Source organism: Sphingomonas sp. NY01, assembly GCF_038809135.1.
GTDB classification, from domain to species: Bacteria; Pseudomonadota; Alphaproteobacteria; order Sphingomonadales; family Sphingomonadaceae; genus Sphingomonas; species Sphingomonas carotinifaciens.
Genome location: NZ_CP101722.1, coordinates 525,990 through 539,604 on the forward strand (window position 1 = coordinate 525,990; position 13,615 = coordinate 539,604).

Consider the following 13,615-nt stretch of genomic DNA (forward strand, 5'->3'; position numbering starts at 1 on the left):
CGCACTTTACGAGCCACTTTGCTCCTCCTCGACCTTCTCAGCGAAAGCCGAGGCGTACGCTTGGCAACCTTCGACAAAGGACGTGCTTTCCCCGCTGCAAGATGCCGCATCCGTGTAGCCGTTCTCCTTTGCCCATTCGAATCCTGCGTCGTGCCCTTCGCAGTCTTCGGTGCACATGCTGGCGTCGGCTACATCCTCAAACGATTGAGAGGCGAGCGCATCGATGGCACGGTCATGAGCCTCATCTTCGCTCACGCCTGTCTCGCTTGCGTCGTCAGACGATGTTTCGCTAGCTGACGTATAGCGCTGATCCTCGCTTGAAGTCGCCGACGGCGCCTCACTGCACCCTCCTGCGCATGCTATTAGCGCGAAAACTGCGAACGCTCGACCCCCAATCATCTCTGTTCCCCCTCTTGCTCTCGGCTATGATCACCTCGCCCATCGTCAAAATGCAATATGGCACGACGGGGGCATCTGCCTTCACCACGGCGATGTTCGGGACGTGTTTTCGAACAGCGTCACGATCCTCACGCCATCTTCAAGTGGCGAGCTTCTCAACGAGTGATGCCACGTTGCGGGTCGATATGATCACGCCCGCGCGGGGATGATGCCCTTGAATTGCCCAATTCTCAGGTCATAGTTTCATATAAGGCGGCTGGGTAGCTCGCCTGAATGTCTAGGATTAGTGGATGCCGGCCTAGCCGTTTTTACGGATTTGAACGCGATGGCTGCCATTTGCCGCAGCCGACCGGCGCGGCTGCTTTCGACCAGGCGTGATCGTTTCAGAATAGAAGCGAACGGCCGCTTGCGCCCAAATCGGCCACCGGCATTAACCTAGCCGCCTGCGCGTGAGCCGCATGGTCTCCGCGCCGGCGTGTTCACGACCTATCCGGACAGCGCGATCATGAGGGTTTCGGCATGCGGGGAAGCTGCGAGCAATTTACAACATCTTTGCCTTCCCGGTGCGAGTTTGTGGTCTAGAGAAAGCGGTACGAGCCTACCAACCGCCAGCCATGCTCACCGTCGACCTGAACCGGATGATAGCTGGCAAAGTCCGCTAGGACCGCACCGCTCGGATGGCTGTGCCTGCCTAAAGGATCCGAACAGAAGAGGCTCGCGACCGGCTCCACCAGCCCGGCGACGCCTGTCTTCCAATTGGCTGCCGAACCGTGGTGCATGACCTGAAAAATAGCCCCGCGCATCATCCGATCACCGACGTGGTAGAAGCGCTCAAAATCGCCGACCTGTTTAGCAGTATGGAGAAAGCCGTCTCCGGTTAGCATCTGGCCGAACCGGTCGGTGTGAAGCCAGTAGCGCGGAACCTCACCGGCGCTTGGCCCCATGCGATGCCGCGGGATCGTAACCGTAGCACTGCGTAGTTCGACTTGGCCGATCGGCCCCGCATAGAGGAAAAGCGAGATTTCATTCCGCCGACGCGGCGAAATTTCCTTCGACCCGGAGGATTTGAACGTCTCGTCGTAGAGCTCGGTTAACTTTTCCAGTGCCGTCTTCCGATCTTCCTCTTCTGCGGCGTGCGTAAGCTCGTGAGCCAGCGGGCGGGCGGCATCCTTGAAGGATGTGGTCGCAAGCGTTTCGAGCCGGCAATCATTGTAGGGCACGAACTCCCAGGCGTGGGCAACAAGGATGTAGCCGCCGCGATGCAAGACGCTGATCCGCGGATCGGCCAGCCCCTCGTCCGCCGCGAGACCATCGGCTTGGTCCTCGCCGTCCGGTACATGATCCTTGATGAGTATATGCGGCAAGCCCCCTGGTTCTTCGCCCCGCATCGGCGCATCGGGGGGGATTGCGGGCGGCAGCGCCTCGCCGTCATCTCCGCTCGCCGGCACCAGCAAGATCTGATCGATGCGTCCCTCCGCGCGTGCCAGCAGGAAGGCTGTTGGCGCCATGAGGAATTCGAGGAGGTCGGATCCGACGGCGGCCTCCTCAGATAGGGCAACGATCAGACGCTCCCACGGTGTTAGATGGGGGAGCAGCAGCGTACCGACACGGAAGGTCGCCAGCAGGTCAAGCATCCCACTCAGATGATCCTCGTCGAAATGCGAGAGGGTGACCAAGTCGAGCCGGTCGGTCTCGATGTCGATCCTCAGCCGGTCGATCTCGTCACGGACATGCTTGGCGCGAGCTGGGCTGCGCGAACCCCCATCGGTGCCACAGTCATAGACCCACCGGAACGCCGGCTGCCCCGGTCGCGTAAGATGCCCTGAGCAGAACAGGCCCTGGCCGACGGGGTGGAAGCGGTAGCCAAAGGCAAGCTCATCCCTCTGAAGGCCAGAGGGATTGGACATCATGGACGCCCAGCGATGCTGACCCCATTCGCCGTTCCAAGCCTTCAGAAAACTGTGGCACGCGGCGAGGTCAGCCGGCGGATAGTCAGCGTCGCTCGTCCCCGCCGCGTTGCGTGCGATCGCGGAAATGACGTTATGATGGACGGTGCGGTGGGGAAACGAGAAATAGGCAATAACGCGTTGCTGGTTCATCTTCAGTAGCTTGCGATGCCTAAGCAGGCCTTTGACGAGGCAGATCTCGTCATCCTCCAGCGGCACCTGGGGGCGCGACAGAATTCTCATGCCGCGCGCACGCGGATTGAGACCAACCGCAGTGGCGTCATCATTCCGCTGCCCATACTTGCACTACACCGATCGCGATTGCGAGCTGACGAGCCTCGTCGGGGCCACCTTTGTGAACGATGCCGACGACGCGGTCATAGGCGTCCACGATCGGTCCACCCGACATGCCTTGCGCTAGTTCCTGGCTAACCTCGACCATCTGGACGCCCCTCTTCATCGGCAGCGAGGTGACCGAGCCAGCGCGGACGTTCATCTTGTCGCCTGGGCCAAAACCCGGATAGCCGAAGGCCGTCACAGACGCGCCGACGGCAACTGGCAGCGCGGCGGCATCAAGTTCGAAATAGTCGGTCGTCGGGATCGCATGGCCGAGCAGGGCGAGATCGCGATGGGTACACTGTTTGGAGACTGTCACCTTGAAGTGGTTCGACGGCTTGGACGGGTGATAGACCGTGAAATCGCTGACCCCCTCGACGCAATGGGCGGCCGTGACTAGGCCGATCCCTTTGAGAAAGAAGGCCGTGCCCTGCTCGCCGCCATTGGCTGAATGCTCGACGATCCACACTGCCCGATCGCGCTGCTCCTCGACTGTCGGCGCGAGTTTAATTGGCCGCGCGGCGTAGCTCTTGTTGAAGCGCATTGCCAATGATCGCACGACCGGGTCAGTCAGGCCTTTCAGGTGGGTGATGTAGGCGATTTTGCCACGCAAATGCTCGGCGATGAGGCCCTTGCCGCCCGCATCGGTATATTTCTGCTGCGCATCGTCGAGCCCGAGGGTCTCTACCGAGTGAAGCAGGGCGCGGATGCGCCGGACATAGCGCCGGTCGACATTGAGGCCGGCGTTGATCTTGACCCCAGTTACAATCCGCCGGGAGTTGCGATCGGCATAATGGGTCTTGTCCGGGTTTACGACAAAGCCGTTGCTCGCGAAGACATTGCGCAGTGTCGGCGCGAGTGTATCGGGCGAGAAACGCCCAGCTGCGGGCAGGGCGCCCTCGAAGAGCGGCGCGGGGGGCTGATAGCTCGAGAAGGTAATATCGTCGGCATAGCGCGTATAGATCGAGCGCGCGGCCTTTGCTGTGCGGAGCAACTCTGTATCGAGCCGAAAGCAAATCATGTTGGACAGAACCGGGCTGGTCGGTGCACCTTGCGGCAGATGGTTGTTGACGCAGCACAGGCGTGCGATGATCTCAGCAACCCGGTCGTCGACGCCCAGCGCGCCGAGCAAGCCCTTTATGCGGTTCTCTGTGATCGTGGGGAAAAAGTCCTTCAGATCCAGATTGACAACGAACCGGCGCCGCCCATGAGTCTCGGCATTGGTCTTAACCGAGCGGTTCGGCACGAAGCCGTGGACGGGATTACGCACCCGGTAGAGTTGGTCGAGTAGCGGCGCGAGCTTGCTTTGGAGGATCTTCAGTCGCTTGTCGGGAGCCGTAATCTGCCGGACCTTCCCACTGCCCTTGGCGATGTCGAACCGCGCGTACATTCGCCCACGATACCACCAGATTCTCTTCAGCTCCTTGGCGCCGAGACCGAGATGCGCGAGCAGCTTGGCTTCGTCTGCAAGTTCTGGGGGGATGGGGAGGGGGAAGTGCTTGCCGAAGATGCGCGCAACCGACGACACGAGGTCTCCCTTCCAATCACGCCAGTCACCCAGTAAAGGATGGCACGTTCGATGTGTCTAGACATTCGCTCTTAGGCCGCAGTTGCACAGCCCGTATGCGAAGGGAGACCCCGTTGGAAGGCGGCCTAGCAGCTGCCTTCGCTTAGGTCTAGCGAGAGGTGGCGGCTGCTGTCACGACAATAATAGCGACCGAAGCAATCAACTGACTGTTCCAAAATCCGTTCTGGAGCGGTGCAGTAGTGAATTGATCTGTGCGTCCATACGGGGTGTTGCCAACTGGCTCATTGCTGCATCGCCGGTACGTGGGTTCAGCGCTCGCTCTCGGCGATCCAGCGCCGCTTCCCGCTCGTCCGCCCTCGCTTGCTGGTCCCGAAGAAGCTCAAATTGCAAGAGCAGGCGCTGCTCGCGCGCGTCTGCGGCCTGCTGTGTGCAAGCAGCTTCTTGAACGAGGGCGAGAGCGGCGGCGCGGGCAGAATCCGCCTCGCGCTTCTCCTCGCTAACCTTTTGGTTTGCTTCCACCAATCGCGCCCATCCTGCGGCTAGGTGAACCATCGCCTGATCGATGGCGGCCTGCTGCGATGCGATCTCTTGCTGGGCGACAAGGTAGCCGTTCCTCTCGGCCTCCAGCTCCGCAATATGGTCCTGGTAGGGCTTGTGCTTGTTGTCGCTCTTATCCTTGCCGCGTGACAGCCCAAACGGCGCCATGGCGCGCGCATAGGCTGTATGATCCTGGGCCCACTTGCCCGTTGCGCCGAGAACCTCGCCGGCAAGTCGCCATTCATGGCCGCGCTGGCGTTCCGGGAAATGCTTCAAGGCCAGGACGATTGCGTGGATATGCGGAGTGTACTCGTCGGTGTGCATTACCACCGAGACGAGCCGATGTTCACCAAGATGCTCCTTCAAAAACGGAACCTGAGCGGCCTTCCACTTGGCAATCCGCATTTCTTGATCAGCTACCGATCCGGCGGCGAAGAACTCGCGACTGGCTGACAGAATGACTTCGCGCGCGATCACCCCGTTGGCTCGCCGCTCATCCGGATCGATGCCATGATCGACCAACCGTTGCCGAGCGTTGGCGACGATCGCAGGTGTACCATGTAGGTACTCGGGCGGAGCGGCCCCCTCGACCACATGCTTAGCTGGTGTGGCGCGGCCGTTGTGGTTTTCGACGACACGCATCTGCGCCCACGTCTTGATGAATTTCTCATCCCAGCTCAGCGTTGAATACATCTTCACGGTTCGACCCTCCACGGTCGAATTGTCGACGATCGTCGCTGAGGTTTCAACAGAGGACGCGTCTGACAAGCGACCGGCCTGAGGCATCTGAACGCTAGCGAATAAGCCCAAATCCCTAGCCTAGTAGGGAATTAGATTGCGAGGTTGTTCGAACAGATCAGGAGAACGGAAAATAAATTTGAGAAGATCAGGCGAGACGTACGCCAGTGCGTCCTGACGGTGACGCCGCCCCGTCTTCAATCAATATAACCCCGGCAGCGGTCAGCGTCTCCGCAATCTTCGCCAGCGACGGTGAAGCGATATTCTGACCGCCCTCAAACCGCTTAACTGTGATCACGCTCAGTTCGGCCGCGGATGCCAGCTGAGCCGCCGACCAGTTTAGGAGTGCACGACCCGCACGGCATTGTTCGACGGTGACCTTCACGGCACCAACATAGCGGCGACAGAAAAGAATGCCAGCGAACGCTTGCGAACAATCAATTCGGGTGTTACTAAAGGTATCAGTCAAACAGCCGAGCATGGAGGTTGCACCCTTCATGCCCGGCCTGACCACAACCGATCTATCGAGGAGATCGACAATGGCTACTGCCGCACATAGCATCCTTGCGCCTGCCGTCCAGACCGCGGACTGCATCACCGTTCCCCAGCCCGCGAACGACACTGCGCCCTGCTGGACCACCGATTGCCGCGCCCGCGCGATCCTAGCCAGCATGGCGACCCAGCCGCCGGCCGGTCAGTGGAACCGCACCCGCTACGGCTATGACCGCGAGGAATTCTGGTCCTTCGTTGGCTTCCGCGTGGAATGCCTGGAAGCGATCCGCTCGGCCTATGGGCACGCCGCGCTGCTGCACATGGACCACACCGGCGAGGGCGAGGCGTTCCATGCCTTCTGCCGCTCCGTCACTGTCACCGCCGCGATCGACGCGATAATCGCCGCCGCCGGTCAGGAGGGCTGATCCATGGCGACCGAAACCACCCGCCGCGCCATCTTCGGAGGTGCCGGCCTCGCTGCTGTTGCGCTCGCTGTGCCTGCTGTGGCGACCACCGCCAATGCCGCTGACGATGTCAGCCCGGAACTGACCCGCCTGATGCAAGCGGTTGCCGATGCCGACTCGGAATGCCAGCGCTATGACGAAGGCGTATGCGCCCCCGCAAGCAAGCGGTTTCACGCGCTGTGCACTCAGGTGCCGCACGTCACCATTCCGTCCGACCGCGGCAATTACTGGCGGACCAGCAATCCTGACGCCATCAAGGCGGCGCGGCATTACAACAAGTTCGTCGCCCATCACGATGACCGGGCAGTCCACCGTGCCCTCCTGGCCGCTCATCTGGAGCGCGAGGAAGCGCTAGACCGCATCCGCCGGCAGACCGGCATTGATGAGCACAATGCACGCGTCAACGCGCTGTGCGACGCCGTAGCGGAGGCGCAAGAACAGGTCGCCATCTTCCCGTGCGCAACGGCGGCGGACCTGCACGCCAAAATCTCCTTCATGATCGAAAAGGAGATGGAAGATGGCATCCCCCGGCTTGAGCAGATCCTGACCGATGCTGCTCGCCTCGCGAACAAGGAGGGCTGATCCATGGTCGCTATCGCTTCCCCCATTCGCCAGATGATGGTCGAGATCCAGCACAGCCTTGATGCTGGTGAGCGTCTGGACAGGCAAAGCCCCCCTGCACCTTGCGCGCAGGATCACCACCAGCACTGGTCCCGCCGGATCGAACATCTGGAAGGCGCTGTGCTGGCTGAGGTGCCGCAATCGCTCGGCGATGTCGTGGGCATCCTGAACTGCGCGACGACCCTGGTGGATCGCTTCGACGCATTCACCGACATGACGGATTGGGAACGCCGTCGCATTTTCGAGACCATCAAGGTTGCCGTGGGCAACTGTGTCCCGGTCCTGACGACCGCCGTTGAGGGCACCGTCGAGTTGACGCGTAGCGAACTCGCCGAAGCGCGTCGCCTGACCAGCATCGGCCAGCAGCGGGAGGGACGCTGACATGGCAAGCGTTTTTACCAACGATCCGGTCAAAACCGATAAACCCGCTCCACCCTTCTGCCCCACCGCCTGGCTGCACAACCTCGTCCAGATCGGCGGCGGCTATGCCCTGGCATCCGGTCGCAAGCTGTGGCTGGTCGTGCAGGACTGCCCGGCGGACGAGCTGACGCCGCTCATGGCGCAGATCGTCGGGCATCCAGATCGCGCCGAGGCGGTACGGATCACCATCGAGCGCCGCCAGAACGGGGAGCCATGCTGATGGGCCACACCGCCATCATCCCGCCGCCGGCCGCAACGAAGGCGATGCCGTGGCGCCGATCACGCCGTCGGGCATGGCACCGGATGGACCGGCTGGCGTCTCCGCACGCGATCCTTGCCGCCATCCCCTCATTGTCCCGTGCCGAGCTGTCGCGGCTCACCCACCGGATGATCGACCGTATGGACGAGATCGACGGCGATCCCGATGCGGAGCCGCTGCTGGATGACGACGAGGACAGCCACGACGCAGAACAGGAGGAAGCGCACCATTAACCCGTTACCGGTTCAGCCGGCACGTTCCCGGCCGATCAAGCACCAGCCCGCCGTTCGCGATCGTCGAGCGGCGGGCTCTCCGCGTGTCCACCGCTTCAAGGACAGCCTCACACTGTCGGAGCGGTTCGTGGACGCGGACTGGTGGGAGCCGCTGTATAAGCGGGCGTTCCCTACCCTCGCCTCTGCCGTCGCGGTGCGGGAGGATGGATGGGCACAGCGCGGCGGCATCGATCGGCTGCTGACGCTGTCCTGCGGGCGGACCTACACGGTGGACGAGAAGGTCCGTATGCACGACTGGCCCGACGTGCTGCTGGAGCGCTGGTCCGACGAGCAGCGCCGTGTCCCAGGCTGGATCCAAAAGCCGCTGGCTGCGGACTTCATTGCCTATGCGTTCGTCCCCGCCGGCATGTGCCTGTTGCTGCCGGTGGTGCCGTTACAGCGCGCTTGGCGGCAGCATGGGCGCCGGTGGATCGGGTTCTACGGGACGCGGTCGGCGCAGAATCCCGGCTATGTGTCCGTTGGGGTGCCAGTGCCGCGGGCGGTGCTGATGCAGGCGATCGTTGAGGCGATGTTTGTATCTTGATAGCGGGAATGCGGCAGGCAACGGCTTGACAAGCGGTGGCGTACGAATCACGTAACACGCAATCCGGTACGACCGGAGGCACAAGCCAGCATGCTTGGACGGCCCCTGAACCAGGGGCCGTTTAGCGTTTAAGGGGTGGTCTCCAGACCCTACCGTAGCCGTCGACCTTTCCCTCCTGACTTCGATAAAACTTATAGTTTTCGAGTATCGGGGCGATCTGCCGGGCGAAGGCAGTTAAATCGCTGGTATCATTGACATATGCCGCGCGGCAATGAGCAAAAGCTGGCCTCGCTATAAGGTCGGCAAACTGAAGCCCTGCATATCCTGCTTTCTTTGGCTCAATGTTGATTTCTTTAGAAGTGAACACCGATTGCAGCTTGCCAGCGTTGATGTGTTCAGTGCCGGTCTCCATCACGTGGCGAAACCGGTCCTTGATCGCTTTATCCGTACCCGAGTTCTGTGCCTCGACTACCACATCTCCGGATCCGTTCGCCCGTAAGAAGTAGAAGTAACGTTCCACAGCGTTTTGGATAAGAGTTTCGTAGACGTCAAGCGCCGCCTTTGGGTGATGATAATAGAAGGCGACCTTGTCGAGGCATACAGTAATCACAGTGTAGTGTGCACGGGTCATCATATCGAGGCATGCCGCGTCCCAAGCTCCTCGCTTTGTGTCGTCGCGTAAGCATGCGAATGGTCCCTCCTTTGGAGGTGAAATCATTTGTCGCCGGTGCAGAACAACCGGGCTGCCGTCTTCCTTCTCACCGAAGTGCCTGCGCACAATCTTCTGGAAGCTCGGCTCGAACGTGGCTTGCAAATATGCTCGATCAATAATCACGCCGCTGATGCTAGCATAGCGATTTTGTGGCGAATTAGTCGTGCTGTTCGTGACGTCTCCTGTGTCGTCAATGAACATGCTATACTGTGGTCGAGTCATACATATATCAGCGACTGCATCAGCCTTTGAGTCAACCGCCTTTACCCTCCCTCAGAATCACGATCGGGACATCGCTCTCAATTTTGGCAATCACACAAGCCGGTGGCGCGCGGGATCTACCCTTTGTAGCTCACGAGCATCGTGACCCCAAGGACGTGTGCCTAAAAGGCGTTAAGTAGCTTTTTCGTCACTAGTTAGATGCAGCTTGTGTCGATATGGCCACACTCAATGACGAGGTTTGATGTGTGAACTCGTGATCATTTTAGCCGCTTATTGACGGCTAGAGGGCCTCTGAGGCGCAAAAAATATTTTTTGGTGTTTGGCATCGCTTCTGCGGGATCAACGCCTGCTGGCCCCTTTTTGGCCAATTATGCATAGCAGCTGGATTCGCGGTAACCTGCTTTGTCAAGCCCACATTTGACATTTCTGGCTTGGATCCGCATTTAGCCAGTGGGCCTAGCCCACGAGGTCTCCGTAGGAGGCTGCCATAGGGCCGCATGGAAACGTGCGGCCCTATTTGTCTTTCGCTTGCCCGCGGTCAAAGCAGCTATATTTCGTGCCGACTGTAGCTACAAACTCGTGAGGGATGTGCGCTTCGATGAGCTTGCCATTTTCACGCAGCAACTGCATCGGTCGATAATTCTGCTCGTACGATGCCTTGCATAAAGGGTATAGCATCAAATCCGCCAATTGGATCATTGGTGAACTTTTTGACTTGAAGCGTAGATCATAAAGCCGCTTCTTCATTATGTCGCCGGTCAACGGACTGTACTTGGCATCTCCGCCCCCTTGAAAAGGCATGCCGGTTTCGCGGAGTTCATCATAATGAGCCCTTAGTAGGGCGTCAGTCTTTTTGTCAGAGCGCTCAACAAATAACCTCACTCTGGCGTCGTGAAGCATAGCAAATTTGACTGCTCGCTCCGCAATAATAGGAAAGGCTGTCTTGCATATTGACCAGCGGTCCTGGCCATAACGCGCCGCGTACCGAGCATTATATCCTGGGCGATCAACAACGCAGGCGAGAACCACCACAGGGATTTCGATAAGCAATTTGTCGAGTTCAGCGTAGAAGCGGCCGCGTTCGATGGATGGGAGGTTACCGATCCAAGTGAACGGCTCGCTCCGATGGCGGATCTTCACCGAGTGCAGTGGATAATCGATTCCCCATCGGCCACAGAACTCTGCGTGCTTGGATCGAGCTTCGTTCTCCGCCTCGGCAGCTACAACGATCCCGCCAAGCGCGAACCAATCGCCGCCGAACCCGTTTGACATTGGCTTTCGATCTGGATGACGCGTTCCTGAGTCATCGATGTAGAAATTGAACTCCCGCATACCCCCCAGCGCTCAAGCAGCTAACGTACGCAATAGGTTGAGCGCCATTAGACCTCTTCGACCTTAGTGCGCGGCGTCCCATATTCATAGGGAGGTATCAGTCGAATGGGTGATGGCCTGTTGATACGAGCGCGAACAGGACGCGTGTGGGGTGGCGGGGCGCAACACCTTCGAAGCTGAAGCTGCGGTTTGTGGCCAATCCGGTCGAAGCCAAAAGGAGGTGTGGGTTCTAGTGTGGGAACGCCTACGCCAGCATCATCAAAAAGCCTAGCAATTCTGCGGGTTTGAGAGAAGAAAGCTGGCGCACCCGACAGGATTCGAACCTGTGACCTCTGCCTTCGGAGGGCAGCGCTCTATCCAGCTGAGCTACGGGTGCCTGGAAGCGCGCGCTTAGCAGAGCGTCGGCGGGGGCGCCAGCGGTTTTCCACGGGAGGAGCGGATGCCGCGCGGCGCCGGATGCCGGGGCGCGTTATTTCTGCCGGCGGATCAGCGATTGCACTTCGCTCAGTACCGCGTCGACGCCGATCGGCTTGATGAGGCGGGGCGCGCCAGCATAGGCGGCGGGCAAGGCCCAGGCGTCGTAGCCGGTCAGGAACATATACGGCACCGATCGGCGGTCGAGCGCGTCGGCGATGGGGAAGGATGCGCTTTCCTGAAGATTGACGTCCAGCACGGCGGCGTCGAGCGGTTCCTGTCCGGCCAGTGCCAGGCCGCGGCGCAGATCCCCGACCGGGCCGACGACAGAGGCGCCCGCCTGCTGCAACGCGCGCTTCAGGTCGGAGGCGATGTAATATTCGTCCTCGACGATCAGGATGCGCTTGCCCGTCAAATCGACCTGCGGCTCATCGCAATTCGAAGCCATGTGCGTCCTCCCGTTCTTCATGCAATGTGATCGCGATCGTGCAGCGCACGCCGCGTGGCCCGAATTCCAGTCGCGTCTGCGCACCCAGGCGATAGGGTAGCGCATCCTCGATCAGTTCCCGGCCAAAGCCCTGCATGGGCGCATCGGTGATGTCGTCGACGCCGTCCTCAACCCATGTCAGCACCAGCGTGCGTTCACCATCGTCTGCGGCAAGGATGTTCCAGCCGATCGACAGGGTCGCGGCGGTGCAGCGCAACGCGCCATATTTGATCGCGTTGGTCGTCAGTTCGTGCACCGCCAGTCCTAGCGATTCCGCGGCCGATGCCGGCAATGCGACATCGGGTCCGTCCAGCCGCACATTGGGCGCGTTGGCCGCGCCGACGCTGAGCAATTCGTCGCGGATCAGGTTTTCGAGGTCGACCCGGCCGCTCGCGCTGCGCGTCACGATGACCTGCGTGCGGGCCAGCGCGTCCAGCCGCCCCTTGAAGTGCGAGGCGCCCTCCTCGGGCGAGCCGCCCATCTCGATCGAGCGGGCAAAGACCGAGCGGACGACCGACAGCATGTTGCGCACCCGGTGCTGCAACTCGGCGACCAGCAATTGCTGGCGGTCCTGCAGCTGGCGCAACTCGTGCACGTCGGTGGAGGTGCCAAGCCATTCGACGATCGTGCCATCCTCGGCACGACGCGGCACCGCGCGGGTCTGGAACCAGCGATAGCGATCCTCCGCCACGTGCCAGATCCGGTAATCGGCACGATAGGCGCGGCGCGCGTCGGCCTGGGCCCAAGCCTCGCATGCACGGTCCCGGTCGTCCGGGTGGATACGGTCGAGCCAGCCAAATGCCAGCGAGTCGGGTTCCGTCTGGCCGGTGATCGCGGTCCATTGCGGACTGGCCCAGGTCCAGGCGCCGTGATCCTCCGCCCGCCACACCAGATGCGGAATGCCGGCGACCAGTGTTTCCAGACGCGCGCGGCTTTCGCGCAGTGCCGCCTCGGCCTGCTTGCGCCCGGTGATGTCGGTGAAAACCAGCGCGACCTCGTTGGCGCCGCCATCGGCGGCGGGAGCCGCGTAGATGGAGAACCAGCGGTTCAACTCGGGCACATGCCGCTCGAAGCGTTCGGCGCGTCCCGTGCGCAAAATCTGCGCATAGCGTTCGATCCATGCGCGCGGATAATGCGGCATGACCTCGCTCACCACCTGACCGGTGACGTCGCCCAGCGTGGTGTGCTGCGAAAAGGCGCGGTTCACCTCCAGCCAGCGTAGCGCGGTGGCGGCGCCATCGGCATCGTACAGCAGTTCGATCCGGGCGATGCCCTCGTCGATCGTGTCGAACAGGCGGCGCAACTTGCTCTCGCTGGTCGCCAGCGCCCGGCCGGTGCGTCGGCTGACCAGTGCCTGGCACATGGCGGGGGCGAGCGCCTCCATCACCTCGCGTTCCTCCGGACCGAAACCGCCGGGCCGGTTGCCCAGCCCGATCATGCCGACGACGCGCGTGCCGACCAGCAGCGGCACGCCCATGAAGGATGTGAGCGGCGGGTGGCCTTGCGGCGTGCCGATGCGGTCGCGGTGGCTGGCGGGATCGTTCGCGATCTCGGTCCGGCCATCGCGCAGCACGCGGCCATAGATGCCGTGGATCTTCAGGCCCGATGGCGCCACGCCGTGGGAGAAGGCGGGGTCGTTCATCGAGAAGGCAGCCCATCCGCCTGGACTGATCGCCAGATCGTCCAACTGGTCGGTGGCGGTGTTGATCGCGCCCATGAAGCTGATGGTGGCGCCCGTCACCTCCTCAGCGATCGACAGGCAGAGCTGGCCGAGTGCCTCATCGGAGCGGATGGCCAGCATCTCGCGGAAGATGCGATTGATGCCCTCCAGCACCGCGTTCTTGCGCTCCAGCGCTTCGACGCGCGATCCTGGCTCCTCTTGATGCATGTTG

The 13,615-nt window shown here is 61.2% G+C and carries 15 protein-coding genes and 1 tRNA gene; 6 read left to right on the plus strand and 10 right to left on the minus strand.

From position 1 onward, the window contains the following. Window positions 1-6 precede the first annotated feature (6 nt). From NPJ82_RS02695 to NPJ82_RS02715, 5 genes are all read right to left on the minus strand, one after another. Entirely contained in the window at window positions 7-255 is a 249-nt protein-coding gene (locus NPJ82_RS02695; RefSeq protein WP_342658270.1) for a hypothetical protein, read from the minus strand. 722 nt (window positions 256-977) lie between these two features. Beyond that, complete coding sequence (locus NPJ82_RS02700; RefSeq protein WP_342658271.1) at window positions 978-2,588, minus strand: hypothetical protein; 1,611 nt, start codon at window positions 2,586-2,588, stop codon at window positions 978-980. Between the two features lie 40 nt (window positions 2,589-2,628). Further along, window positions 2,629-4,209, minus strand: coding sequence for a reverse transcriptase domain-containing protein (locus NPJ82_RS02705; RefSeq protein ID WP_342658272.1), 1,581 nt, complete (start codon window positions 4,207-4,209; stop codon window positions 2,629-2,631). A gap of 198 nt (window positions 4,210-4,407) precedes the next feature. Then, window positions 4,408-5,532 carry a plasmid recombination protein gene (locus tag NPJ82_RS02710; protein ID WP_342658273.1) on the minus strand — a complete coding sequence of 375 codons (1,125 nt, stop codon included), beginning with the start codon at window positions 5,530-5,532 and terminating at the stop codon, window positions 4,408-4,410. A 100-nt stretch (window positions 5,533-5,632) separates the two neighbouring features. Beyond that, the gene (locus NPJ82_RS02715; protein ID WP_342658274.1) at window positions 5,633-5,983 is read right to left on the minus strand and encodes a helix-turn-helix transcriptional regulator; all 351 of its coding nucleotides are present in this window, start codon (window positions 5,981-5,983) and stop codon (window positions 5,633-5,635) included. A gap of 40 nt (window positions 5,984-6,023) precedes the next feature. Between NPJ82_RS02715 and NPJ82_RS02720 the strand changes: the two genes are divergently transcribed. From NPJ82_RS02720 to NPJ82_RS02745, 6 genes are all read left to right on the plus strand, one after another. Further along, window positions 6,024-6,401: a hypothetical protein gene (locus tag NPJ82_RS02720; RefSeq protein WP_342658275.1), complete on the plus strand. Its 378-nt coding sequence runs from the start codon at window positions 6,024-6,026 to the stop codon at window positions 6,399-6,401. A gap of 3 nt (window positions 6,402-6,404) precedes the next feature. Beyond that, window positions 6,405-7,022 (plus strand): hypothetical protein, encoded by a 618-nt coding sequence (locus NPJ82_RS02725; protein ID WP_342658276.1) that lies wholly within the window; start codon window positions 6,405-6,407, stop codon window positions 7,020-7,022. Between the two features lie 3 nt (window positions 7,023-7,025). Then, the gene (locus NPJ82_RS02730) at window positions 7,026-7,442 is read left to right on the plus strand and encodes a hypothetical protein (RefSeq protein ID WP_342658277.1); all 417 of its coding nucleotides are present in this window, start codon (window positions 7,026-7,028) and stop codon (window positions 7,440-7,442) included. A gap of 1 nt (window position 7,443) precedes the next feature. After that, on the plus strand, window positions 7,444-7,701 hold the full coding sequence (locus NPJ82_RS02735) for a hypothetical protein (RefSeq protein ID WP_342658278.1): 258 nt from the start codon (window positions 7,444-7,446) through the stop codon (window positions 7,699-7,701). Next, a complete protein-coding gene (locus tag NPJ82_RS02740; protein WP_342658279.1) occupies window positions 7,701-7,973 on the plus strand; it encodes a hypothetical protein in 273 nt (90 codons plus the stop codon). Before NPJ82_RS02735 ends, NPJ82_RS02740 begins: the two co-directional genes overlap by 1 nt. A 127-nt stretch (window positions 7,974-8,100) precedes the next feature. Further along, entirely contained in the window at window positions 8,101-8,556 is a 456-nt protein-coding gene (locus NPJ82_RS02745; protein ID WP_342658280.1) for a hypothetical protein, read from the plus strand. 121 nt (window positions 8,557-8,677) lie between these two features. Here NPJ82_RS02745 and NPJ82_RS02750 read toward each other — a convergent pair whose 3' ends face one another. The 5 genes from NPJ82_RS02750 to NPJ82_RS02770 form a co-directional block, all read right to left on the minus strand. Then, window positions 8,678-9,469 (minus strand): DUF3800 domain-containing protein, encoded by a 792-nt coding sequence (locus NPJ82_RS02750; protein ID WP_342658281.1) that lies wholly within the window; start codon window positions 9,467-9,469, stop codon window positions 8,678-8,680. Window positions 9,470-10,003: 534 nt separating this feature from the next. Further along, on the minus strand, window positions 10,004-10,822 hold the full coding sequence (locus tag NPJ82_RS02755; RefSeq protein ID WP_342658282.1) for a DUF3800 domain-containing protein: 819 nt from the start codon (window positions 10,820-10,822) through the stop codon (window positions 10,004-10,006). A 299-nt stretch (window positions 10,823-11,121) separates the two neighbouring features. After that, a tRNA-Arg gene (locus NPJ82_RS02760) sits at window positions 11,122-11,198 on the minus strand. Window positions 11,199-11,291: 93 nt separating this feature from the next. Further along, on the minus strand, window positions 11,292-11,684 hold the full coding sequence (locus tag NPJ82_RS02765; RefSeq protein WP_342658283.1) for a response regulator: 393 nt from the start codon (window positions 11,682-11,684) through the stop codon (window positions 11,292-11,294). After that, window positions 11,665-13,611: a GAF domain-containing protein gene (locus NPJ82_RS02770; protein WP_342658284.1), complete on the minus strand. Its 1,947-nt coding sequence runs from the start codon at window positions 13,609-13,611 to the stop codon at window positions 11,665-11,667. Before NPJ82_RS02770 ends, NPJ82_RS02765 begins: the two co-directional genes overlap by 20 nt. Between the last annotated feature and the right edge of the window lie 4 nt (window positions 13,612-13,615).